The 23517-nt window shown below is 63.7% G+C and carries 18 protein-coding genes; 4 read left to right on the top strand and 14 right to left on the bottom strand.

What is annotated here, in order from left to right; translation table 11 throughout:
• Window positions 1-20 precede the first annotated feature (20 nt).
• Window positions 21-3740: a vitamin B12-dependent ribonucleotide reductase gene (locus tag ACTIF2_RS17365; protein WP_439498352.1), complete on the top strand. Its 3720-nt coding sequence runs from the start codon at window positions 21-23 to the stop codon at window positions 3738-3740.
• Between the two features lie 331 nt (window positions 3741-4071).
• On the opposite strand, the gene ACTIF2_RS17360 is transcribed toward ACTIF2_RS17365, so the two are convergent.
• From ACTIF2_RS17360 to ACTIF2_RS17345, 4 genes are read right to left on the bottom strand one after another with little or no spacing between them, the layout of a single operon-like run.
• A complete protein-coding gene (locus ACTIF2_RS17360) occupies window positions 4072-5526 on the bottom strand; it encodes an amidohydrolase family protein (RefSeq protein ID WP_439498351.1) in 1455 nt (484 codons plus the stop codon).
• Between the two features lie 3 nt (window positions 5527-5529).
• Window positions 5530-6831 carry a TRAP transporter large permease gene (locus ACTIF2_RS17355; RefSeq protein WP_439498350.1) on the bottom strand — a complete coding sequence of 434 codons (1302 nt, stop codon included), beginning with the start codon at window positions 6829-6831 and terminating at the stop codon, window positions 5530-5532.
• Window positions 6828-7424 (bottom strand): TRAP transporter small permease subunit, encoded by a 597-nt coding sequence (locus tag ACTIF2_RS17350; protein WP_439498349.1) that lies wholly within the window; start codon window positions 7422-7424, stop codon window positions 6828-6830. Before ACTIF2_RS17350 ends, ACTIF2_RS17355 begins: the two co-directional genes overlap by 4 nt.
• A gap of 49 nt (window positions 7425-7473) precedes the next feature.
• Window positions 7474-8517 (bottom strand): TRAP transporter substrate-binding protein, encoded by a 1044-nt coding sequence (locus tag ACTIF2_RS17345; protein WP_439498348.1) that lies wholly within the window; start codon window positions 8515-8517, stop codon window positions 7474-7476.
• A gap of 288 nt (window positions 8518-8805) precedes the next feature.
• Between ACTIF2_RS17345 and ACTIF2_RS17340 the strand changes: the two genes are divergently transcribed.
• Genes ACTIF2_RS17340 through hydA form a run of 3 tightly spaced genes read left to right on the top strand, consistent with a single transcriptional unit; the run spans window position 8806 to window position 11713 of the window.
• Window positions 8806-9567: a maleate cis-trans isomerase family protein gene (locus ACTIF2_RS17340; RefSeq protein WP_439498347.1), complete on the top strand. Its 762-nt coding sequence runs from the start codon at window positions 8806-8808 to the stop codon at window positions 9565-9567.
• Between the two features lie 8 nt (window positions 9568-9575).
• The gene (locus ACTIF2_RS17335) at window positions 9576-10313 is read left to right on the top strand and encodes a GntR family transcriptional regulator (RefSeq protein WP_439498346.1); all 738 of its coding nucleotides are present in this window, start codon (window positions 9576-9578) and stop codon (window positions 10311-10313) included.
• Entirely contained in the window at window positions 10310-11713 is a 1404-nt protein-coding gene (gene hydA / locus ACTIF2_RS17330) for a dihydropyrimidinase (RefSeq protein ID WP_439498345.1), read from the top strand. The genes ACTIF2_RS17335 and hydA overlap by 4 nt, the downstream gene beginning before the upstream one ends.
• Window positions 11714-11752: 39 nt before the next feature.
• Here hydA and ACTIF2_RS17325 read toward each other — a convergent pair whose 3' ends face one another.
• From ACTIF2_RS17325 to ACTIF2_RS17280, 10 genes are all read right to left on the bottom strand, one after another.
• Complete coding sequence (locus ACTIF2_RS17325) at window positions 11753-13798, bottom strand: oxidoreductase (RefSeq protein WP_439498344.1); 2046 nt, start codon at window positions 13796-13798, stop codon at window positions 11753-11755.
• Between the two features lie 110 nt (window positions 13799-13908).
• Window positions 13909-14688: an amino acid ABC transporter ATP-binding protein gene (locus ACTIF2_RS17320; RefSeq protein WP_439498343.1), complete on the bottom strand. Its 780-nt coding sequence runs from the start codon at window positions 14686-14688 to the stop codon at window positions 13909-13911.
• Complete coding sequence (locus ACTIF2_RS17315) at window positions 14678-15508, bottom strand: amino acid ABC transporter permease (RefSeq protein WP_439498342.1); 831 nt, start codon at window positions 15506-15508, stop codon at window positions 14678-14680. The genes ACTIF2_RS17320 and ACTIF2_RS17315 overlap by 11 nt, the downstream gene beginning before the upstream one ends.
• Window positions 15505-16251, bottom strand: coding sequence for an amino acid ABC transporter permease (locus ACTIF2_RS17310; protein ID WP_439498341.1), 747 nt, complete (start codon window positions 16249-16251; stop codon window positions 15505-15507). The genes ACTIF2_RS17315 and ACTIF2_RS17310 overlap by 4 nt, the downstream gene beginning before the upstream one ends.
• Before the next feature lie 42 nt (window positions 16252-16293).
• Window positions 16294-17157: a transporter substrate-binding domain-containing protein gene (locus ACTIF2_RS17305; protein WP_439498340.1), complete on the bottom strand. Its 864-nt coding sequence runs from the start codon at window positions 17155-17157 to the stop codon at window positions 16294-16296.
• Between the two features lie 41 nt (window positions 17158-17198).
• Window positions 17199-18722: an FAD-dependent oxidoreductase gene (locus ACTIF2_RS17300; RefSeq protein ID WP_439498339.1), complete on the bottom strand. Its 1524-nt coding sequence runs from the start codon at window positions 18720-18722 to the stop codon at window positions 17199-17201.
• Window positions 18723-18860: 138 nt separating this feature from the next.
• Complete coding sequence (locus ACTIF2_RS17295; protein ID WP_439498338.1) at window positions 18861-19796, bottom strand: LysR substrate-binding domain-containing protein; 936 nt, start codon at window positions 19794-19796, stop codon at window positions 18861-18863.
• Between the two features lie 138 nt (window positions 19797-19934).
• Window positions 19935-20183: a hypothetical protein gene (locus ACTIF2_RS17290; RefSeq protein ID WP_439498337.1), complete on the bottom strand. Its 249-nt coding sequence runs from the start codon at window positions 20181-20183 to the stop codon at window positions 19935-19937.
• Window positions 20184-20228: 45 nt separating this feature from the next.
• Window positions 20229-21398, bottom strand: a complete 1170-nt coding sequence (locus ACTIF2_RS17285; RefSeq protein ID WP_439498336.1) for a mandelate racemase/muconate lactonizing enzyme family protein — start codon at window positions 21396-21398, stop codon at window positions 20229-20231.
• A 74-nt stretch (window positions 21399-21472) separates the two neighbouring features.
• A complete protein-coding gene (locus tag ACTIF2_RS17280; protein WP_439498335.1) occupies window positions 21473-23494 on the bottom strand; it encodes an oxidoreductase in 2022 nt (673 codons plus the stop codon).
• Window positions 23495-23517: the final 23 nt, after the last annotated feature.

The following is a 23517-nucleotide window of genomic DNA, read 5'->3' as shown; positions in this document are numbered from 1 at the left end:
ATGCATTGGGGACGACGATCATGCGCATTGAGCGCCGCTACACCTCCGCCGGACAATCGCCCTACGCCGCGATTCCCTTCCGCTCGGCCGTCAGCGAGATCCGCAATCCGGACGGCTCGATCGTCTTCCGCCTGGACGGCATCGAGGTGCCGGAATCCTGGTCGCAGGTCGCCAGCGACGTCCTCGCGCAGAAATATTTCCGCAAGGCCGGCGTGCCGGCTGCCTTGAGACGAGTCGAGGAGAACGACGTTCCCTCCTTCCTCTGGCGCTCGGTTCCCGACGAGGCGGCGCTCGCCGCCCTCCCCGAGGTCGAACGCTATGTGTCCGAGATTTCCTCCAAGCAGGTTTTCGACCGGCTCGCCGGCTGCTGGACCTATTGGGGTTGGAAGGGCGGCTATTTCTCCTCCGAGGAGGATGCCGCGGGCTTCCACGACGAGCTGCGCTTCATGCTCGCGACCCAGCGCGTCGCGCCGAACTCGCCGCAATGGTTCAATACCGGCCTGCATTGGGCCTATGGCATCGACGGCCCCGGCCAGGGCCATTTCTATGTCGACTTCAAGACCGGCAAGCTGGTGAAGTCGAAGTCGAGCTACGAGCACCCGCAGCCCCATGCCTGCTTCATCCAGGGCGTGCAGGACGACCTCGTCAACGAGGGCGGCATCATGGACCTCTGGGTCCGCGAGGCACGGCTGTTCAAATACGGCTCCGGCACCGGCTCGAACTTCTCGATGCTGCGCGGCGAAGGCGAGAGGCTTGCCGGCGGCGGCCGCTCGTCCGGCCTGATGTCCTTCCTGAAGATCGGCGACCGCGCGGCGGGCGCCATCAAGTCGGGCGGCACCACGCGCCGCGCCGCCAAGATGGTCGTGGTCGATGTCGACCACCCCGATATCGAGACCTATATCGACTGGAAGGTGCGCGAGGAGCAGAAGGTCGCCGCCCTCGTCACTGGCTCCAAGGTCGTCCAGAAGCACATGAAGGCCGTGATGAAGGCCTGCGTGAACTGCGAGGCCGATGACGACGCTTGCTTCGACCCGGAGAAGAACCCCGCCCTGAAGCGCGAGATCAAGCTCGCCCGCAAGGCGATGGTGCCGGACAACTACATCAAGCGCGTCATCCAGTTCGCCCGCCAAGGCTACACCGACATCGCCTTCGACACCTATGATACCGACTGGGATTCCGAGGCCTATCTCACGGTCTCGGGCCAGAACTCGAACAACTCCGTCTCGCTGACCGACGATTTTCTGCGCGCCGTGGAGACGGATGGGGAGTGGAACCTCACCGCCCGCACCACCGGCAAGGTGACGAAGACGCTCAAGGCTCGCGACCTCTGGGAGAAGATCGGCTATGCCGCCTGGGCGAGCGCCGATCCCGGCCTGCATTTCAACACCACGATGAACGACTGGCACACCTGCCCGGCCTCGGGCCGGATCCGGGCGTCCAATCCGTGCTCGGAATACATGTTCCTCGACGACACGGCCTGCAACCTGGCCTCGGCCAACCTGCTGCAGTTCTACGATCGCGAGACCAAGGCCTTCGATGTCGCGGCCTATGAGCATCTCTGCCGGCTCTGGACCGTCGTGCTCGAGATCTCGGTGACGATGGCGCAGTTCCCGAGCCGCGAGATCGCCGAGCTCTCCTACGAATACCGCACGCTCGGCCTCGGCTACGCCAATATCGGCGGCCTCTTGATGACCATGGGCCTCGGCTATGATTCCGACGAGGGCCGCGCGCTCGCCGGCGCGCTGACCGCGATCATGACCGGCGTCTCCTATGCGACCTCGGCCGAGATGGCGGGCGAGCTCGGCCCGTTCCCGGGCTACAAGAAGAACGCCGGCCACATGCTGCGCGTCATCCGCAACCACCGCACCGCCGCCCATGGCCAGGCCACCGGCTATGACGGCCTGCAGGTCACGCCGGTCCCGCTCGACCATGGCACGCTCAACCGCCTCGGCGGCTCCAGCGCCACCATGTCGGAGCGCGCCCGCATCGTCTGGGACGAGGCGCTGGCGCTCGGCGAGACGCATGGCTACCGCAACGCCCAGGCGACCGTGATCGCGCCGACCGGCACGATCGGCCTCGTCATGGACTGCGACACCACCGGCATCGAGCCCGATTTCGCGCTGGTGAAGTTCAAGAAGCTGGCTGGCGGCGGTTATTTCAAGATCATCAACGGCGCCGTTCCGGACGCGCTGCGCTCGCTCGGCTATCGCGAGAGCGAGATCGCCGAGATCGAGGCCTATGCCGTCGGCCACGGCACGCTGGCCCAGGCGCCGGGCATCAACCACGGCTCGCTCCGGGCCAAGGGCTTTCCGCAGGACAAGATCGACGCAATCGAGAAGGACCTGAAGGCCGCCTTCGACATCAAGTTCGTCTTCAACAAATGGACGCTGGGCGAGGACTTCCTGACTGGCACGCTCAAGGTGCCGGCTGAGAAGCTGAACGACATGACGTTCGAGCTCCTGCCCTTCCTCGGCTTCTCCAGGGCCGAGATCGAGGCCGCCAATGTCCATGTCTGCGGGGCGATGACGCTGGAAGGCGCGCCGCATCTCAAGACCGAGCATTACAACGTCTTCGACTGCGCCAATCCCTGCGGGCGCATCGGCAAGCGCTATCTTTCGGTCGAGAGCCATATCCGCATGATGGCGGCGGCCCAGCCCTTCATCTCGGGCGCGATCTCCAAGACCATCAACATGCCCAACGACGCCACGGTCGAGGATTGCAAGAGCGCCTATCTGCTCTCCTGGAAGCTGGCGCTGAAGGCCAACGCCCTCTATCGCGACGGCTCGAAGCTGTCGCAGCCGCTGAACTCGGCCCTGATCGCCGACGAGGACGACGAGGACGATGCGGTCGAGGCCCTGGTGCAGCAGCCGATGGCCGCCCGCGCCACGCAGGTCGCGGAAAAGATCGTCGAGCGCATCGTCGAGCGTATCGAGCGCAAGCGCGAGCGCGAGAAGATGCCCGACCGCCGTACCGGCTATATCCAGAAGGCGGTGGTCGGCGGCCACAAGGTCTATCTGCACACCGGCGAATATTCCGACGGGCGCCTCGGCGAGATCTTCATCGACATGCACAAGGAGGGCGCGGCCTTCCGAGCGATGATGAACAACTTCGCCATCGCGGTCTCGCTCGGCCTGCAATATGGCGTGCCGCTGGAGGAATATGTCGAGGCCTTCACCTTCACCCGCTTCGAGCCCTCGGGCTTCGTGCAGGGCAACCAGTCGATCAAGAACGCGACCTCGATCCTCGACTATGTCTTCCGCGAGCTGGCGATCAGCTATCTCTCGCGCAACGACCTCGCCCATGTCGACCCGAGCGAGATCGGCCACGACGTGATCGGCGGCGGCGTCGGCCAGGACAAGGCGCCGGATGCGACAGGCCCGATCACCACGACCCCGCTGGCTTCGACGGGCTTTCGTCGCGGCAAACCGATCAACTTGCTCGCCATCCAGGGAGGCATCGGCAACGAGGCGACCGCCCGCAACGCCCTCACCTCCTTCGCCACGGCCGGCGCCACCGCGCTGAAGCCGGAAGCCGAGGAGGAAGCGGTCGGCGAGGCCGAAATGGCCAAGCTCGGCTTCGCCGCCACCGCGGCCCAGCCCAGCGCCTCCGAGCGCAGGGCCGAGGCGATCATGAAGGGCTATGTCGGCGACAGCTGTGGCGAGTGCGGGAATTTCACGCTGGTGCGCAACGGCACCTGCCTGAAGTGCAACACCTGCGGGAGCACGACTGGGTGCAGTTGATTATTCCAACGGTTCCGACTGCTGTTAAGTTCGAGTGACGGCCGCCCACAACGACCACTGACAGGTTATTCTGTGTTGAGGCGTCTCCTAGGTTGACGACGAGTTGCCGCCACTCGGCCTCCCTTGGCAGAGTGGCGGAGCACTACCGGCAGGAAAAGCGGCCCCAACCTTTGGGGTTGCCCGTCGCAATTCGGCGCGTGGCCTGCTCTGGCGGCGCTCTCCAGCCGACTTTCTATCGGGCGAGGCTCGTGCGAAGGCGACGTTACGTCACTCTTGAGACTGTCGGCCTCCGTTGCGCCACGTCCAGACATCACAATATGCGGACGGCTCCTCAGCCAATCTCATAGTGCTGACGGAGCGCCTCCGAGAGGTTCGCGGCCAGTCTTCTGATTTCAGCATCGGGCCGCGTTTCGGCCGCGGTCCGCATTGCCTTCGCACGGACGCGATCGGCATCTGCGCCGATCAATGTGCCGTTTTGATAGAGAATGCGTCCGTCGACCATGGTCATCACGACATCCCGGCCCGTCGCTCGCGCCAGGATTGCCTCCAGAACCTGTACGCCGGGGTCCAGATAGATTCCTTCGGCGGCCGAGAGATCGATCGCGACCAGGTCGGCCTTGAGCCCTTCTTCGATGCGTCCGGTCTCGGTGAGAAAAGCGGCTTCGGCCCCTCGTTCCGTTGCGGCGGCCAGGAAGGCGCGTTGTTGATCGGCTGCCGCCGCCGGGCGCCCGAGCAGGCGCCCGAGTCTCAACTCCGACAGATAGTCCTCATTGTCGTCGAGCGCGCAATTGTCGGTGCCCAGCGCAAAATCGATACCGGCATCCATCAGCGCAGCAATCGGGGGGGCGCCGTTGCCGAGACGCATATTGGAGCCGGGATTGACGACGATCCTCAAACCGAGGCGCGCCGCGTCGGCAATATCGTCTGCCGTCGCGTGGACGAAATGCGCTGCGCTGGCGCGGGTCTCGAAGACCCCGAGCGCTTCGAGCCGCGGCAGCACCCGCTCCGGATAGAGCGCACGCGAACAGGCCGCTTGGGCTGGCGATTCGAGCAGATGGAAATGCATGCCGACGCCGCGCGCCTTGGCGTCTGCGGCGAGCGCCCGCCATGCTTCGTCGCTCACCCATTGTGGTCCGGCCGGCCCGTAGGCGAAGGTCAACCGAGGATGCCCGGCATAGTCGGCGCGAAGACGCGTCATCAGGCCGATCGTCTCGTCGAGCTGCAGGTAACCGGGTTTGGCGGCGCCAATCAGTGCCTGCACATCCGCAGGCAGCGTCGCCAGGAATGCCTTTTCGTCCGCGGGCGGGTAGACGAGGCCGCCCCGGTCGGCATAGCCGATGCAGACCGTGGCGCGCAGTCCGCTATCGTCATAGGCCTGGATCGCGGCGCGAAGCTCCGCTTCATAGTCGCCCGAGCCATAGGAATAATTGGCGTGCAGGGTGGCGGTAACGCCGTTCTCGATCATCTGGACGGCCGCGAGCCGGGTCAGCGCATAGACGTCGGGTGCCGCGCGTCCCCGCCGCCGGGCGATCCAGGGCTCCAGATTGTCGTCAGGGAAACCGAGCTGGATCTGGCTCAGGCCACGGCCATGCTGATGCGCATTGATCAGGCCTGGCATCAGGCACGCATTGCCGAGCGAAACGATCTCGGCGGCGAGATAGGTGCCCCGCAGTTCGGAGGCCGGCCCGCAAGCCATGATGCGACCGTCGAGAACGGCGACCGCCCCGCCCGAGATTGCGGGCGAAGCGGCGTTCTGCAGGACATAGTCCGCCTCGAGGAGCAGCACGGATCAGAACAGCTTCTGCGGGAGCCAGAGCGCCATTTGCGGCCAAAGCACCAGAAGCCCCGTGAACCCCAGCATCAGCAACACGAACGGGATCGCGCCGTAGATGACGTCCATGATCGATCCATGATTCCGGACGCCCTGGACGACATAGAGGTTCATGCCGATCGGCGGGGTGATGAGGCCGATCTCCATCATCAGCACCAGGAAAATGCCGAACCACACCGGATCGATGCCAAGATGCACGACGAGCGGGAAGACCACCGGAATGGTCGCGATCATCATGGACAGGGTTTCCATGAAGCAGCCCAGGATCAGATAGAAAACCACCAGAAGGAGGATGATCTCGAGCTGGGTCGCGCCAAACTGCGAGACGAACGAGGTCAGCGCCTGCGGGATGCCAAGCACCCCGATCACGAAATTCAGGAAATGCGCACCGACCATGATCAAGAGGATCATCGAGGAGATGCGTACCGTCGCGATCATGCTCTCATGGAGAAGCGAGAGCGTGAACTGCCGCTTCGCGATGGCGACGCCGATCGCGCCGACGACGCCGACCGCCGCCGATTCCGTCGGCGTCGCCCAGCCGAGATAGATCGACCCCATCACGATGACGAAGATCACGAAAGGCGGGAAGATATCGAGCAGGCTCTTGATCTTCTCCGCCCGCGAGCGGGCGGGAAGCACGGGTCCGGCAACGCTCGGCTTCAGGATCGCCAGGACCGCGATCAGGGCCATGAACAGAACGGTCAGGATGAGGCCTGGAACGATGCCCGCTGCGAAAAGCTGGCCGATCGAGGTGTTCGTCATCGAGCCATAGATGATCATGTTGATCGATGGCGGAATCAGGATCCCGAGCGTTGCGCCGGCGGCGATCGAGCCGGTCGTCAGGCGGTCGTCATATTGACGTTCCCGCAAGAGCGGAACCGCGACGGTGCCGATCGTCGCCGCGGTTGCGACCGACGAGCCCGAGACGGCCGCGAACACCGCGCTCGCGCCGATATTCGTATGCAGCAGCCCACCGGGAAGGCGCCGTAGCCAGTCGGAAAGGCAGCGGTAAAGACCGTCCGCCACCCCCGACCGGACGAGGATCTCGCCGAGGAACACAAAGAGCGGAATGGCGGTCAGAATGAAATCGTTCTGCCCGCTCCACATCTGGTTGCCGAAGCCCATGAGAGTCGGCCAACCGAGAAAGCCCCAGGCCCCGATGAAGGCCGTCAGGAAGAGCGCAATCGCCACGGGAAGCCCGATCATCATCAAGCCGAGCATCATCACAAAGCCTATTGTCGCGCCGGCAACCCCGATCATTGGCCCTGGACCTTCATTTCGAGGGTCGGCACCGTTTCCTCTTCGATGATCTCGTCGAGTGTCTTGACGCCATAGAAGCGGTTCAGCCCGATGCGGTCGCTTGCCATCAGCCAGCTCGCGTGAAGCGCGACAGCGACGGAGGTCACGGCAAAGAACAGGAGGCCCGCGAACCAGAGGGTTTGCGGCTGCCATAGCGGCGTCATCAGCGGCGTTCCGGAGAGGGCGCGATACTCGATGCTTTCGCCGAGCGCGGCATAGGCGCGCCAGGCCATGAAGCAGGCCATCAACGCGACGCACCAGGCCGAGATCACGTTGAGGATGGAGCGCAGGCCGAAGCCGACGCGCTCGAGCAGGATTTCGACGCGCGTATGGGATCGCTCCAGAAGCGCGTAGGAAAACCCGAAGGCTGCCAGGATCGCCAGCACGTAGCCACCGAACTCGTCGCCGCCCTGCAACGAGAAGTTCATGAAGCGCCGCAGCAGGATTTCGGCGGTGACGAGCAGCGCGAGACCGAGAAGGAGATATCCCGCGATCAGCGCCAGCCCCCTGGCGGCGGGCAGCAGGGCGCGCGCGACCGGATTTGCCTGGGTCATGACCAAGCTCCCTAAAAGAAGGGCCATCCCGGAGGGATGGCCCTATTGGTTACTGGATGGTCAGACCGACTGCAGCGCCCGCCGTCTCGCTCCATTTGGCCGAGCAGGTCGCGTCGACCGCATTGCAGGTCTTCTTCCAGATCGGCAGCACGACCTTCTCCGCGACGGTCTTGATCGCCTCACGGTCGGCAGCGCTGATCTCGACGAGCTTCATCGAGAACTTCTTGTGCGACTTGCAGTCGGCCTGCCCGGTGCTGCAGGCGGTCGCGTCGTCGTTGGCCGAGATTGCGAGATTCCAGAGCTGATCTTCGAGCGCCTTGAACTGCGCCGAGAGCTTCGTCTGCTGCTCAGGGGTGAATTTCTTCCAGGTGTCGAGATTGATAAAATGCCCCTGAACCGAGCCGGAGACCGAAAGCGGAAGCAGATGCGTCGTCACTTCCGGCCAGTTGCCGGTGTTGCCGGAGGTCGGCGAGGTCACGCCGCAGGAAGCGACCCCGCGCTGAAGCGCCGGATAGACTTCGGAGAACTGCAGGGTGACCGGCGTCGCGCCGAAATGTTCGAGCATCGCCGACATCGACGGCGTGAACGAACGCACCTTCAGGCCCTTCAGATCCTGCAGGGTCTTGATGTCATGGTTGCAGTAGAAGACCTGGGGTCCGAACGGCCACAGCGTCAGCACCTTGGCATTGAACCTTGTCTGCAGGCGCGCATCGAACGCCGCGCGATAGGCGTCGACGACCTTTCGCAAGCTGTCCATGTCGGTCGCGACACCGATCAGGTCGACGCCCTCGAAGAAGGGGTCGTCACGCGAGGCCATGCCGATCTGCACCGACATGACGTCGAATGAGCCACCGCGCAGCATGCGCAACGCGTCCGGCGCCTTCACGCCCACCACATCCATCGGGTTGTAGTTCATGGCGATCGGAACGCCTGCCTTGGCGCCGAGTGCGTCGAAGAAGGCGCGCTCGATATCGACCTGCTTGACGTTCTGGGAGAAATTTCCGGCAACCCGGAGCGGCGTCTGCGCCGATGCGGAAGCGATGCCGGCCACCACAGCGGCGGCGAAAGCCAAGCGCGGAAGTATGTTCCTCATGGTGCCTTCCCCTTTTGCATTTTGCATTCAGAATGAGCATTGATTGTCAAAAAGCGCTCCCGCCGAGACAATGCACATTTCAGGCCAAGCCGGTTCCCTAGGCGCGTCAACATCACACGGAGATGCAGAGCGCTCTTGCTGTTTTGCTCAACCTATCGCGAAAAACTGGCCGTACAACAGAAAATTCACCTCCGATCGCACTTGTCAGTCGCGTCATATTCGCGGCATACAGAGGCTTGAAATCTGGTGACCGGCAGGCCGCCCTCCCGCTCAGTGAGTGGTTTCTGAATGCAATATGACGCTAAACCGACTGTGATCGGCATGCTCACCCCGTCCTCCAATACGGTGCTCGAGCCCTATACGGCGGCGATGGCTTGGCCGCTCTTTCCCAAGGTGAGCGTGCATTTCAGCCGCTTCCGGGTGACGAAAATCGCGCTGGACGAGGCTTCAAACAGCCAGTTCACGCTCGAGCCGATCCTGCAGGCTGCGGATCTCCTCGCCGATGCTCGCCCCGACGTGATCGCCTGGAACGGCACATCGGCAAGCTGGCTCGGCTTCGACACCGACGAGAAGCTCTGCGCCACCATCACGAAGCGAACGGGCATTCGCGCCACCAGCGCGATCCTCAGCCTCAACCATCTGCTCGAGGCGATGGGGGTCAGGCGGCTCGGGCTGGTCACCCCCTACACACGGGACGTACAGCAGAAGATCATCGCCAATTATGCGGCACTCGGCATCGAGACGGTTGCCGAGCGGCACAGCGGAAGGTCCGACAACTTTTCCTTCGCAGAGGTCGGCGAAAGCGACATCGCCGCGATGTGCCGGGACGTCGCCAGCGCCAGGCCGGACGCGATCGCCATCGTCTGCACCAATATGCGCGGCCCGCTGATCGCCCCGCAGCTCGAACGGGAACTCGGAATCCCGGTTCTGGATTCGGTCGCCTTCACATTGTGGGGATGCCTGGAGGCGACCGGGGCCGACATGCAGCCGCTGCACGGGTTCGGCCGGATGTTCGAATACCGGCCGGCGTCCGTGCCCGCCCACGCGTGAGGCAGACCTTGGCGACGCTCGTACCCTTCCCAGATGGCGAAGCCGCGCAGGTCGAGGTTCCCCCTACCCTGCATGAGCTCCTGATCGGGCAGTTGCGAACACTCCTGCTCAATGGCGAGCTGCCTGATGGCAGCCGGATTCCCGAAGCGAAGCTGTGCGAGCGCTTCGGAGTATCCCGCACGCCCTTGCGCGAAGCGTTGAAGGTCATGGCCGCAGAAGGTTTCGTGACCCTGCGGCCGAACCGCGGAGCCGTGGTGGCACCGATCGATCCTGGCGAGATCGGCCCCCTCGTCGAATTCAAGGGCGCGCTGGAACGTCTGATCGGCCTGCTCGTCCCGGAGCGAGCGAGCGATGCGGACATCGAAGAACTCGAACGTCTGCATCTTGCTCTGAAGGACGCCCTGACGCGGCATGAGCATACGGCCTATACGCACCTCAATTTCGCGTTCCACCAAAAGCTCGCGCAGACGACGCAGAACCCGATGCTGGTTCAGAGCTACGAGGCGCTGCAGCAGAAGATCTGGCGCTATCGCTTTACGATCAATGAGCTTTCCGAGCGCCTGGCTGAATCCTACCAGGAGCATGAGCGCATCATGATCGCCCTGCGTGCCCGGGCCCGGCTCGATCTCGCCGAGCGGCTCGAGGACCATAACCGCCTGACGGGCGAAGCCATGTCCCGCGCCCTCGCTGCGTCGACCAGGGCGGGGCAAGCCCCGAATGCTCGCAGACGGAAGAAATCGGCATGACGACATTCAGCACGATTATCCGCGGCGGCCGCGTTTCGACCGCCTCCGACACCTATCACTGTGACATCGGCGTCAAGGACGGTCGGATCGCCGCTCTGGGTGACGATCTCGGCAGCGCCGACTTGGTCATTGACGCGCACGGCAAATGGGTGCTGCCCGGCGGCATCGACAGCCATGTGCACATCTCGCAGCCCTCCGGCGAGGGCATCCTGATGGCCGATGATTTCGAGAGCGCGACGCGTTCGGCGGCGCTTGGCGGCAACACCACGGTCCTGCCCTTCTGCCTGCAGGAGAGCGGAGTGCCCCTGCGCGAGAGCGTGAAGGCCTATCACGCCAAGGCCGAGGGCGCCTGCTATACCGATGTCTCCTTCCATCTGATCATTTCCGACCCAACCGAGCAGGTCCTCGGTCAGGACCTGCCGGCACTCGTCGGCGACGGCTACACCTCGTTCAAGGTCTTCATGACCTATGACGGCCTGGCCCTGAGCGACCTCGAGATGCTGAAGGTCATGGCGGTCGCACGCGAGACGCGCGCGCTCGTGATGGTCCATGCCGAGAACTACGACATCATCCGCTATCTGACCGAACAGCTCGAGCAGGCGGGCAAGACGGCGCCGCGCTTCCATGCCTCGTCCCGCCCCGTCATCGCCGAGCGCGAAGCGACCTATCGCGCGATCTCGCTGGCGGAACTTTCCGACGTTCCCTTGATGGTCGTCCATGTCTCCAATCGCGAGGCGATGGACGAAATCCGCCGCGCCCAGCAGAAGGGCCTGAAGATCTTCGGCGAGACCTGTCCGCAATATCTGACCCTGACCGAGCACGATCTCCATGGCCTCAACATGGAAGGCGCCAAATATGTCTGCTCGCCGCCCCCGCGCGACGCCGAGAGCCAGAAGGCCTGCTGGGAGGGTCTCCAGCAGGGCGTGTTCTCCGTCTTCTCGTCGGACCATTGCCCGTTCCGCTACGACGACCCGCAGGGCAAGCTCGTGCCGAAGGGCCGCACCAGCTTCCGCTGGGTGCCGAACGGCGTCCCCGGCGTGGGTGCGCGCCTGCCGATCCTGTTCTCGGAGGGCGTGGTAAAAGGGCGGATCGACATCAACCGTTTCGTCGCGTTGACGTCGACCAATCACGCCAGGATGTACGGCCTCTATCCGCGCAAGGGGACGATCGCGGTGGGGGCCGATGCCGACATCGCGATCTGGGATCCGCTGATCGAGCAGACGCTGACCCATGCGATGGTGAACGACGGCTCCGACTATACGCCTTACGAAGGCATGAAGATCACCGGCTGGCCCGTCATCACGCTCGTGCGGGGGGAGATCGTCGCCCGCAATGGCAGGATCGAAGCCCGGAAAGGGCATGGAACCTATCTCAAGCGCGATTTCAGCCAATTTGCCTGAGACGACGGCAGGTCCCATCGTGAGAGGCGACACGCGGCGTCATAGAGCGCTGCAGATCCGCAGCGCGTCGAGCATCGCCGAGTGAATATTGCGGCTGGCCACGGCATCGCCAATCCGATGCAGTTCGAAGCCCGCGCCGTCCCGCCGCGGCTGCGGCGCAGCTTCGACCATCGCCGCCAGGTCCGTGACACCGTCGTTAAGCGAGCGACTCCGAAGCTGGTCGTAGACTTCCGCCATGGGAATGCTGCCCTGCTCGACCACGACATGATCGACCAGGACCGCGGAGACCTCCCGCGTGAGGTCGCTGACCACTGTCGCAAGCAGTCGATTGTCCTGCCGCTTGACCGAAACGAGCCGCGACTCTGACGCGGGCTGGATGCCGCTCCTGAGAAAGAACTGCTTCCATCGGATCCGCTCTGAATAAGTCAGTTCCTCGGCGAGGATTGCATCGATGGAGATGTAGCTGACGCGAGCGCCCATTTCGACGGCCCTCTCCGCCGCCAGCGGCCCGGGATGGCGCCCTGTCCCGTCGAAGATCAGCACGTCTCCAGCCAACGGAACCTGCCCGGTCAGAACGTCCCAGGTGTTCGTGCAGAGCTCCACACCCTCTTCGAGGTCGATCATCGGCAGGCCACCGGTCGCCATGATGACGACATCGGGCTCCAGGGCAGCAATATCCTGTTCGTCCATGTAGGCGTTGGTATGCAGCTGCGCGCCCATCCGTTGGAGTTCGGCCACCCGCCATTCGACGATGCCCTTCAGATCGCGTCGCCAGGAGCCGGTCGCCCCGACGAGGATCTGGCCACCGAAATCCGATGCGGCTTCGAAAAGCGCGACGTTGTGGCCTCGCTCGGCACTCACCCGGGCCGCCTCCAGGCCTGCCGGACCGCCACCGATGACCACGACTTTGCGGATTGGTCCGTCCGTCTTGGGAATCCTGTGCTTGAGGGTCAATTCGCGTCCAGTGACAGGGTTATGAAGGCAGGACGGCCGATGCGGCGACTGACAATGCGTGGCTCCGACGCAGGGGCGGATTTCATCCTCGCGGCCGCTCGCCAACTTGGTCACAATATAAGGATCGGCGATCTGGGCGCGAGTCATGCCGGCCATGTCGACCTTCCCCTCCTTTACGGCGTACCGCGCCGAGGCCAGGTCGGCGATCCGGGCCGCGTGGAAGACGGGCAACCCCACCTCGTGGCGGAAAGCCCCGACGGGCTCGACCCAGGGGGCGAGCGGTGTACCCATGCCGGGCATGTTGTATTCGGCGAGGGCCGGCACGGATTCCATCGTACCGTAGATCGCGTTGAAGAAATCGATTGCGCCCGCTTCCTTGAGAATGAGGGCGATCCGCACGCATTCCTCAAGCCGCAGGACGCCGTACGGTCCTTCGTCGACCACAAAGCGCATACCCACGAGGAAATTGTCACCGACCGCTTTGCGGATCGCTTCATGCACCATCAGAGCGAAGCGGCACCGGTTCTCCAGCGAACCGCCGAACCTGTCCGTCCGTCGATTGGTCTCCGGCGAGAAGAACTGCCCGATCAGATGTCCCGACGACATCGTTTCGATGCCGTCGAGACCGCCTTCCTTGCAGCGAGCCGCAGCCTGCGCGTACGCATTCACGACCCGGTCGATGTCGTGCTCGTCCATCTCCTTGGGAATGCTGCGATGGGCGGTTTCGCGAACCGGTGACGGCGCGATCGTCGGCAGACGAGCGCCGCCATAGGGATCGCCGCGCCGCCCCAGATGCGTGATCTGGCACATCAGCCCCGCGCCCTGCCCGTGCATTCTGGCGCTGAAGCGCTGGAGATAGGGGATGATGGCATCGGTGCCGACGTTGAGTTGCCGAAAGATGTTCGGGGAGTCGAGGTCGACGTTCGAGGAACCGCCGAACATCGAGAGGCCGATGCCGCCCTTGGCCTTCTCCTCATGATAGCTCTGGTACGCCTCGTCCGGCATGCCGTCGACCTCGAGCCCGCAGGCATGACTCGTGCTCATGATCCGGTTGCGGAAGGTGACGTGCCTGATCTTCAGGGGCTGGAGCAATGGGTCTTTGGCGACGATGGAAGGATTCGGGCTGTACATGTTGTCTCCTCGGATTTGGACATGCTTCACCGTTCGCGCGAACGAACGGGTTCGCACGGCGCCGGCCGCGTATGTTCGGTAATCCGCGCCGCAGCGGCGCGGGGTTCAACTCAAAGGACTTGGCTCAAAAACTGCCTGGTCCGCGGATCCTTGGCATTGGTGAAAAACTCCTCAGGGGGACCGTGCTCCACGATCACGCCCTTGTCGGTGAAGTAGATGTGGTCGGCGACCTCGCGGGCGAAGCCCATCTCGTGCGTGACGAGGATGCAGGTCATGCCATCGGCGGCGAGCTCCTTGATCGTCACCAGCACTTCCTTGACCGTCTCCGGATCAAGTGCAGCCGTGACCTCGTCGAACAGCATGACGTCGGGCCGCATCGCCAGGCTGCGGGCAATGGCGACGCGCTGCTGCTGGCCACCGGAAAGCTGTCCGGGATAGACGTCTTCCTTGCCGGTCAGCCGAACCTTCCGGATGAGCGCACGCGCCCGCTCCTCCACCTCCGCCTTCGGTTCGCGCAGCACCTTCACCGGCGCCATCATCACGTTTTCCAGCGCGGTCTTGTGTGGGAACAGATTGTACTGCTGGAAGACGATCCCGACCTTCTTCCGCAGAGCCAGCTTGTTCAGTTTGGGATCGTTGACTTCCTGGCCTTGCACCTTGATCGAACCCCGCTGGATCGGGCTCAGACCGTTGATGCACCGGATCAGGGTCGATTTGCCCGAGCCGGAGGGACCGATGATGCAGACGACCTCGCCCTTGCGGACGTCGAAGCTGATGCCCTTGATCACCTCGAGGGCGCCGAATGCCTTGTGCACGTCGTAGAGTGAGACGATCGGCTCGATCGCCGGGCCTGCACGTGAGGTGCTGATCGATTTGCTTTCAGATGACATATCTACGCTCAAGCTTTCGCGTCCAAAGCGCGATCGGATAGATGTAGGCGAAGAAGAGACAGAGCAGGAAAAGGTAGAACGGGAACAAGAGCTCCGGTCTCGCGCCTGCCGCCTCCATCCCCGCTTGCGCGTTGGCCACGGCCTCGTGAACGCTGAAGATCGAGGCCATCGGCGTCGAGAGCGTCAGAAGCGCGTACCAGTTCATCCAGGGCGGAATCGTCCGGCGCACACATTGGGGAAGGATGATCCAGCGCAGCGTTTGCGAGCGGGTAAAAGCAAGACCTTCGGCCGATTCCCACTGTCCCGTCGGGATCGAACGGACCGCCCCGCGCACGATCTCGCTGATGTTCCCCATGACGGGCAAGGCGAAAGCGACGGTGGCCTTGATCCAATCGGGGATCGTCACCCGGCCGCCGCCTGGCATCCGGAATTCTGCCGGCAGCATGTACATCACGACGAACAGGATCACGAGCCACGGTGAGTTTCGCAGCAGATGAGTGGCAAGGCGGGACGGCGACCGGACGGGCCAGAGAAGACTGATCTGCATGAGGCCAAGGCCGATGCCCAGAACCGTCGCCAGCGCCATGGCCAGGAAGCTCATGAGCAGATTGAGCGCGAAGCCCTGAAGAATGAAGGGAAGCCAAAGGATCAGCGTCTCGATCGCGGACGGGCGACCGGGCGGGGTCGTTTGCGCCCACGCCGACATCAGGGACGCCAGGAAGGCAAGCGCCAGCCATAGGCCGTGCCGCCAATCGAGATGCGATAGCGGACGTAGCGATGACAGCTTGGTGGGATCGAGGACGAATGCGCGCGCCGTCATTGGCCGTATCCCGGGAGCGCGAGCTTGCGCTCGAGGAAATGGAGTGCGCTGGCGAGGGCCGTGACCACGATGATGTAGAACAGGAACAGCAGGAGCATCATCTCGGGGACGTTGACGTTGTCCGACCAGACCTGGTTCAGCACGTAGGTCATCTCCGGAACCGCGATGACGTATGCGAGCGAGGTCGTCTTTGCCAGGCTGACGAGGTTGTTGGTCAGGGCCGGCAGGCTGATCCGGAAAGCCAGGGGCAATGTGATGTAGAGATATGTTTGCCATCGCGAAAAGCACAGGCTTTCTGCGGCTTCCAGGGTCGATTCCGGAACGGCTTCGAGACCCGACCGGAAGATCTCGACATTGAAGGCGCCGCCGAAAATACCGAGCGAGATGATGGCCCACATGTAGGCCGAGATCAGCGGCTGCGTATATCCGCCCATGTCGACAGTCGGGGTCAGCGTCCCCAGGCCGAAGAAGAAGAACAGGAGCTGGATCATCGGCGGGGTGTTACGGAAGACCTGGATGTAGGCATCCATGCCCACGCGCACGATGGTGCTTCTCGCGCTCTGCGCCCAGGCGCCCAGCACGCCGATCGCGAGCGACAGCAACAACGTCCAGAATATCAACTGGAGGGAGTTGCTGGCGCCTGTCGCGAAACGATCGAACTCGTAACCATCGTAGAAGACGTTGAAATTCAGGCCCCGCGTGTCGTAGAGCCTTCGAAAGAAGGGGCCAATGAGCTCAATCATGATGGATCATCAGGAACAAGGCGGGTCTGGATCGGTGTACCGTCAATTTCTGGGGCTCAAATAGGTCGTATCCCAGTTCAGCTTCTTGTGCTGTTCGGCAAACCAATCCGTCGGTTTCACGTTCCATTTCTTGGCGAGTTCGATGAGCTTGCCTTCTCCTTGCCAGCGATAGGCCATCCCGGCCATGAAGACGCCCCAGCCTTTGTTCAACTCTTCCATCGGCACCGCGGCGCCCCAGGGGTTGTTATAGAGCGTCGAGACTGGCATCTCGTAATCCTGCCACTCAGGGGCCTCGAGGTCCGCGATGATGCTGACATCGTCATAGACCCACGCGATGCATTTGCCGGATCGCAGCGCTTCCTTGCCTTCCGTGTTGCCCGTAAAGGCCGTCAGCTTGGCCTTCAATTCGGTCTCGATCTGCTTGTTGTAGGCATTGCCCTGCTTTCCGCAGACGGGCTTGTTCGCGATGTCCTTCCAGTCCTTGATCACGCCCTTCTTGGCGAGGATCGTCGGACCGGAGGTCCAATATGCCGGCTCGATCATGCCCACGACCTTCCGGCGCTCCGCCGTGTCGTACATCCCGCCGATGATCAGATCGATCTTTCCCTGCTGCAGCATCTGCATGCGGTTGGCCGATGTGATGATAACCGGCTCGAACTTGACGCCGAGCGCGTCCGCCACGCTCTTCGCGAGGTCGACCTCGATGCCCTGGAGCGAGCCGTCGGGAGCCGGGAAGGACCAGGGCTTGAACGCCCCCTGCACTCCGACCCTGACCGTGCCGCGGTCGAGGATGTCCTTCAGGCGGCCTTCGGCGGCCTGGGACTGCCCCGCGGCGAAGACCCCTGCGCAGCCGAGCCACGCGGCGGCCACTGCGCCTAAACGCTTCGAGTTGCTTGATGATGCCATAGCTGTCTCCCCTTTTATTGGACTTCGCTCGTGGACGTTCTTCAGGCTGCACTCCCGGTCGGGAATGCGCGTCGTTGGTGTTCGAGAAATTCCTCGACCTGCGCGGCGGCCTGTTCTGGTCTCCATCCCAGCAGGTCGGAGACGCTGTTCGCCGCGTGCGCGACGGAGTCGCGATCGAGGTGCCGTCCCCATGCGCGCGCCGTGCGCGTGTACAGAATGCCGCGCAGATCCCGCGCATGCTCCTTCAGCACGGCCGATCTCCATGCGTTTTCCTGGGCATCTGCTTCGGCGATACCTTCGGATGCGGCGTGTTCAGGTATGATCGTCGCTGGAGCCTGTCGGCGAGAAGGGGTTATCAGGCGTGCCACTGCGTCCCGCAGTTCCCGGCCGGCGCTCCCGTAGCTCATGACCGGTCCCGCGGTCATGGCGAGCACGCCCGGCATGTTCCTGTTCCGAAGATCGTGGATCTCGCGCGTGCGACGCCCCATCGGCTGGTCGCGGTCGTAGGTCAACGGCCGTACGCCCGCCCAGCTGAACTCCACGTCCCGGCGCTGCAGCTTCAGCCCCGGCAGGAGATAGTTGGCTTCGCCGAGGAGGAAATCGATGTCCTGGCCCGAGGCGCGCGCCTCATCTGCGTCACCATCATAGGGAGTCTCAGTGGGCCCAAAGTAGAAGCGATCGCCGTCGAGAGGCAGGCAGTAGAACGGCATGCCGCCGCGATGGAGCGTCGCGACACCAAAGCCTCGATATCGGTCCGGCAACCGAACCACGATATGCGCCCCCTTGGTGCCCCGGACGAGCGGCGTATTGGACGCCTTCCCAGGAGGGAGGAGATCGTCCATCCACGTACCCGCCAAGTTCAGCACCACCTTGGCGCAGACCTGCTCAACCCGCCCAGACCTGTCCGCAAGCTCTACGGTCCACTCGCCGCTCGGCAAACGCTCGCGAAGCGACGCCCGCGTGAACAGCCTGAGGACCGCACCGTTCCGCTCCGCTTCCAAAGCCAAGTTGACGCAGATCCGATCCGGCCAATCGATGATGTACTCGCGATAGGTCGCGATCGAGCTCAGCTGCCGTCGATCCCGCAAGTCGATGGCGAAAGGCAGTTCCCGGTCGATCTCGGCGCTTATGCGCCGATATTCGAGCGGGGGATCTGGCGGCCCGAGGCGCTTCAGAAGCGCGAACCCCATGTCCAGATGCCAGCCGCGGATTTCGTCGCCCCGATAAAGGGGAAAGCACATCGTGAAGGGCTTGCAACGATCCGGCTGCAACCGAACCAGTTCCTCGCGCGCTTCCATGGCGGCCTTCGCCATCTTGATGGCGCCAGAAAGCCGTCGAGGCGAACGAGCGAACGTCCTGACCGGGTGGCTGGTCTCGAAATAGCGCAGCCCGCAGTGGAGGATGCGCGACGAACGACTGGAGGCGCCGTTGGCGAGATCGGCCTTTTCCGCCAGCAATACGCGAAAGCCGGAAGCCGAAAGTTCCCTGGCCGCGCTCGTGCCGTTGATGCCGCCACCAACGATCACGACGTCGAACTGGTCGTGTTGGGCTCGGTTCGGCGTCATTCAATCCGCGCTCGTTCAAACACTGAGCCGAGTAAATCGCCAAATTCGAAATGTTCAAAATAGAATGATCGGCGATCGTTATGCGAAGTTTGCATACCCGAGCGATCTCGCGGCGGGGCCGGTAGGGCCGGAGCGGTGCTACCGGGGCAGCCGCTTCATCAGCATGTCGCGTTCGGCAGCCATGAGTTCCAGCAACGCCTCCGCCGCGCGGTTTGCCGGTCTCGATTCCGGTCGCAGAAGTGCGACGTTGAACGGTATGGCGGGGAGAAAAGGGACCAACCTGACGCGGTCGTCCAAATCATTGATCGCGGTATAGGGGTCGATCAGCCCCACGCCGACGCCATTCTTCACCATCTCGTACATGGTCGACGAGACTGTCGTCTCGTAGGCAGGGTCGTACTTGACGCCGCATGAGCGGAACGCCTGCGCAACAAGCTGTCCAGCGGTGGTGAGGGCCGCCAAGGAAATGAAGGCGACATCGACGAGATCCGCCGGTCCGATTTGGCTGCTGTCAGCGAGCGGGTGATGAGCGGGAACCGCCGCGATGTATGGGCTATCGCTGAAAGTCTCGATACGGAAGCCGGATCGGCGGAACGGTGTTTCCGCGAGGCCGAAGTCGATCTGCTGCGAGGCTGCCCATTCCTCGACCTTCACGGACAGCGTCACATTGAGGAGAATCTTGGTGTTGGGCCATTCCTCGCGGAACTTTCCGAGGAGACGGGGTACGAACCCCAGGCCGAGAGCAGGCATGATCGCCGTGTCGATGCGCCTGCTCTCGCCCTCGGCGACCCGAGCCGCGAAGCTCTTCAGGGAATCGAGAGAAACATAGGCTCGCTCGATCTCGTCGAGAAGCAACTGAGCGACCGAGGTGGGCGTCACCAAGCCGCGTCGCCGCTCGAACAGCGTGACCCCGAGCTCGCTTTCAAGCTTGTCCAGCAGGCGGCTGACTGCCGGTTGGCTCCGCCCAAGGAGTTCGGCCGCCGCGCTGACCGTGCCGGTAAGCATGACGGCTCGAAAGGCGGAGAAATACAGCAAGTTCATCAAATCGGCCCCGTTGGCGGCGCGCCCAATCATCGCGCGCGCCGACGGTCGAATTCAATCCATTAGAGCAAGATGCGAAAAAGCGGGAACCGGCTGAAGTCATCCGGCTCTAGCACCGACGCGCGATGGTTTGCAGGCTGCGTGCTGCCCGAAGGTGCAAGGCTTCGAGGATCAGACAAGAGCGTTGATCGGCCTCAGCTTGTTCTTGATGTCGCTGAGCGACCCCTCGTACTCCCAGGTCTGCACCGTATCGTGCGGGCACTCGATGAAGATGTAGTCTTCGGTGACGGACAGGATCCGGTCGATCTTGATGAGCTTCTCGACGAAATCCGTCGAGCCGACCGGTTCGATGATGAGTTTTCCCTCTTCGTCATAGCCATGATAGACGGATTTCGCTTTGATTTTCAGCGCGATGAACATGTCGATCCTTCTCTTGCCTTGGCGTGGTCTACCTGTTCGCTGCCGTCATGACAGCATGAATTCGCCATAGACCGAATTGCCCAGCGCGTTGCGGCGCAGCTCGACTCCGAAGCCTGCGGCATCGCTGACGGGAATGATGCCGCCCTTCACCGACGCCTCGATCGGATTCTCCAGCACCTCGACATGGCCGGGAATGCGCGCCCAGTAGGGGAAATGCTCCTGAATGTAAAAATTCGGGATCGACGCGCTGAAATGCATGCCGACCGCAGTCGACAGCGCGCTGGCGCAGATATGGGGCTGCACCTTCATGCCGTAGGCCTCGGCCATCGCTGCGATCTTGCGGGCCTCGAGCAGGCCGCCGGTATTGCCGATATCCGGCTGCAGGATGTCGACGGCGCGGCTTTCGAGGATGTCGCGGAAGCCGTAGCGCGAGTAGACACGCTCGCCCACCGCGATGCGCTGCGAGATGCCCTTCGCGATCTTCACCAAGGCGCCGACATCGCCAGGCACCGCCGGCTCCTCGACATAGGTGATGTCGAGGTCCTCGACTGCACGGCAGAAGCGGATGGTGTCGTCCGGCGTCAACCCGGCCGAGAGATCGAGCATGATCTCGACATCGGGCCCGACGGCGCGGCGAATCTCGCCCACCGTCGTGACGGCGCGCTTGACGACGCTGCGGTCGCTGGCGGCGCGGTAGGACGGGTGGCGCAGCCGCCCCTCGGGCAGAATCGTGACGAAGGGATAGAATTTCAGCGCGTCGTAGCCATCGGCGACAGCCTTCTCTGCCGCGGCGGGCAACTGGCTGTCCTGCGTGCAGCCGAAATACCAGCCGTTGCAATAGGTCCGCAGGCGGTCGTGCACGCGCCCGCCGAGAAGCTCGTAGACCGGGATGTTCAGGCTGCGGGCCTTGATGTCGAGCATCGCCTGTTCGATCGCGCTCATCGCCGCATAGACGATCGGGCCGCCGCCCTTGGCCCAGAAACCGTGGTCGTAGATCTCGGTCCATAGCGCCTCGATCCGGAACGGATCGATCCCGCCCATCATGTAGCGCTCGATGATGTCCTTCAGCATCCCAGCCGAGGCTGTGCCACCGATCCCATAGGCGATGCAGGCCTCGCCGAGCCCGACGATGCCCTCATCCGTCGTCAGCTCCAGGATGACCGGGCGGATGCCGCCGCTCTCGATCAGGTAGATGCGCGCCGATGTGATCTTCATGTCGCCTTCGCCAGTGGGAATGATGGCCCGGTTGACCGGCCGCGCCGGGCCTGCCCGGCGGCGGAACGCGGCTCTCAGATGTCCTTGCAGAGCCGCATCGCGTCGAGCATCGCGGCATGGATATCGCGCGAGGATATCGCGTCGCCGATGCGGTGCAGCTCGTAGCGGCCCTCGGGATTGAGCGAGAGCTCCTGCCGCCCGCCCGCGACGAGCGCGTCGAGATCGGTCACCCCGTCATTGACGGCGCCCGAGCGCATCTCGTGATAGAGTTCGTCCATCGGGATCGTGCCACGCTCGATGACCATGCGGTCGCAGGACATCGTCTCCTCGACCTCGGTGTATTCGTTGACGAAGGTCGCCTCGATGCGGTTGCCGTTGCGCGCGATCCGCTTCAGGCGCCGGTCGGGATGGAGCGCGGTTCCGGCGCGGTAGAGCTGGCGCATGATGAAGGGGCGGTCGAGATAGCTGGTCTCGATGCCAGCCTGCTTGTCGGGCGTGACGTAGACAAGCTGGGCGCCCTGCTCTGCCAGCATCTCGGCGCTGGCCGCGCCGGTGATGGTGCCGAGCCCGTCATAGAGCAGCACGGTGCCCTGCGAGGCGCGCGGCGTCTCCAGCATCTCCCATACCGTCTCGGCGAGATCGGCACCCGCGACCTCGTCCTCCATCTTGTCGGGCAGGCCACCCGTCGCGATGATCACGACATCGGGGTTTTCCGCCTCGATCGTCTCGCGGTCGGCATAGCTGTTGTAGTGGAAGACGACGCCGAGCCGCTCGGCCTCGGCTACGCGCCAGTCGACGATGCCGATGAGATCGCGCCGGCGCGGGATGCGCGCGGCGAGCAGGAGCTGCCCGCCGGCCTGCGAGGCGGCCTCGTGCACGATCACCTCATGGCCGCGTTCGGCGCAGATGCGCGCCGCTTCCAATCCCCCCGGCCCCGCGCCGACGATGACGATACGGCGCCTGGCCGGCGCCTTGGCGATGAGATGCGGCAGCGTCGCCTCGCGCCCGATCGAGACGTTGTGGATGCAGCGCCGCTGCCATGAGCAATAGGTCGCGCCGACACAGGGACGAATGCTCTCCTCCTCGCCGCGCATGAGCTTGTTGACGATATGCGGGTCGGCGATATGAGCGCGGGTCATGCCCACGAGCGAGACCAATCCCTCCTGAACGGCATAGCGCGCCGTCGCCAGATCGGTGATCCGGGCGGCATGGAAGACCGGCAGGGACAGCTGCTTCTTCACCGCCGCCACCGGCGCGAGCTGCGGCGACAGCCCGACATGCATTCCCGGCATATAGTCGGCGAGACCGACCTCGGTATCGATGCGGCCGAAGGTGAGGTTGAAGAAGTCGATCAGGCTGGAACGCTCGAGCAGCTTGGCCATCTCGAGATATTCGGCGCCCGACATGCCCTCCTCGTGGCCCTCGCCGACGGCCATGCGGACCCCAACGAGAAAATCATCACCGACGCGCCGACGGATTTCCTCGAACACCATCAGGCCGAAGCGAGCGCGGTTTTCGAGCGAGCCGCCGAACTCGTCGCTGCGGTGGTTGACCATCGGGTTCCAGAACTGGCCGACGAGATGGCCGTGGACATGGACTTCGCAGCCGTCGAGCCCGCCTTCCCGGCAGCGCCAGGCGGCATCGCCGAACTGGCGCACGATGCGCGCGATGTCGTGCCGGTCCATCTCCTTGGTGAAGCCGCGATGCGAGGGCTCGCGATAGCGCGACGGCGACACGGTCGGCAGCCAGTTGTCCGAGCGCCAATGGCTGCGGCCGCCGAGATGGGTGATCTGGCACATCAGCGCCGCGCCATGGCGATGCACCCGCTCCGAGAATTCGCGGAAATGCGGGACGATGCGGTCGTCGCCGACGCTGAGTTGGCCGAAGACCGAGCCAGAATCGGGCGAGACATTGGAGGAGCCGCCGAACATGGTCAGGCCGATCCCGCCCCTCGCCTTCTCCTCATGGTAGAGCTGGTAGCGCTCCTTGGGCATCGCGTCCTCGCCATAGCTGATGGCGTGGCTGGTGCTCATGATGCGGTTCTTGAGCGTCAGATGCTTGATCGTCAGCGGTTGCAGCAGCGGATCGGAGGACATGGGCGGGCTCGTTGTTGAGCGGT

This window comes from Allobosea sp., assembly GCF_051860145.1.
Classification (GTDB): domain Bacteria; phylum Pseudomonadota; class Alphaproteobacteria; order Rhizobiales; family Beijerinckiaceae; genus Allobosea.
This window is presented reverse-complemented; position numbering and strand designations above follow the sequence as displayed.

What these genes read in the sequence shown, in the direction of transcription:
- ACTIF2_RS17325 (WP_439498344.1), bottom strand. Translation starts at nt 13,798, where the DNA reads ATGTACAGCCCGAATCCTTCCATCGTCGCCAAAGACCCATTGCTCCAG.
- ACTIF2_RS17365 (WP_439498352.1), top strand. Translation starts at nt 21, where the DNA reads ATGCGCATTGAGCGCCGCTACACCTCCGCCGGACAATCGCCCTACGCC.
- ACTIF2_RS17295 (WP_439498338.1), bottom strand. Translation starts at nt 19,796, where the DNA reads ATGATTGGGCGCGCCGCCAACGGGGCCGATTTGATGAACTTGCTGTAT.
- ACTIF2_RS17280 (WP_439498335.1), bottom strand. Translation starts at nt 23,494, where the DNA reads ATGTCCTCCGATCCGCTGCTGCAACCGCTGACGATCAAGCATCTGACG.
- ACTIF2_RS17340 (WP_439498347.1), top strand. Translation starts at nt 8,806, where the DNA reads ATGCAATATGACGCTAAACCGACTGTGATCGGCATGCTCACCCCGTCC.
- ACTIF2_RS17315 (WP_439498342.1), bottom strand. Translation starts at nt 15,508, where the DNA reads ATGACGGCGCGCGCATTCGTCCTCGATCCCACCAAGCTGTCATCGCTA.
- ACTIF2_RS17350 (WP_439498349.1), bottom strand. Translation starts at nt 7,424, where the DNA reads ATGACCCAGGCAAATCCGGTCGCGCGCGCCCTGCTGCCCGCCGCCAGG.
- ACTIF2_RS17300 (WP_439498339.1), bottom strand. Translation starts at nt 18,722, where the DNA reads ATGACGCCGAACCGAGCCCAACACGACCAGTTCGACGTCGTGATCGTT.
- ACTIF2_RS17320 (WP_439498343.1), bottom strand. Translation starts at nt 14,688, where the DNA reads ATGTCATCTGAAAGCAAATCGATCAGCACCTCACGTGCAGGCCCGGCG.
- hydA (WP_439498345.1), top strand. Translation starts at nt 10,310, where the DNA reads ATGACGACATTCAGCACGATTATCCGCGGCGGCCGCGTTTCGACCGCC.
- ACTIF2_RS17355 (WP_439498350.1), bottom strand. Translation starts at nt 6,831, where the DNA reads ATGATCGGGGTTGCCGGCGCGACAATAGGCTTTGTGATGATGCTCGGC.
- ACTIF2_RS17310 (WP_439498341.1), bottom strand. Translation starts at nt 16,251, where the DNA reads ATGATTGAGCTCATTGGCCCCTTCTTTCGAAGGCTCTACGACACGCGG.
- ACTIF2_RS17290 (WP_439498337.1), bottom strand. Translation starts at nt 20,183, where the DNA reads ATGTTCATCGCGCTGAAAATCAAAGCGAAATCCGTCTATCATGGCTAT.
- ACTIF2_RS17285 (WP_439498336.1), bottom strand. Translation starts at nt 21,398, where the DNA reads ATGAAGATCACATCGGCGCGCATCTACCTGATCGAGAGCGGCGGCATC.
- ACTIF2_RS17305 (WP_439498340.1), bottom strand. Translation starts at nt 17,157, where the DNA reads ATGGCATCATCAAGCAACTCGAAGCGTTTAGGCGCAGTGGCCGCCGCG.
- ACTIF2_RS17345 (WP_439498348.1), bottom strand. Translation starts at nt 8,517, where the DNA reads ATGAGGAACATACTTCCGCGCTTGGCTTTCGCCGCCGCTGTGGTGGCC.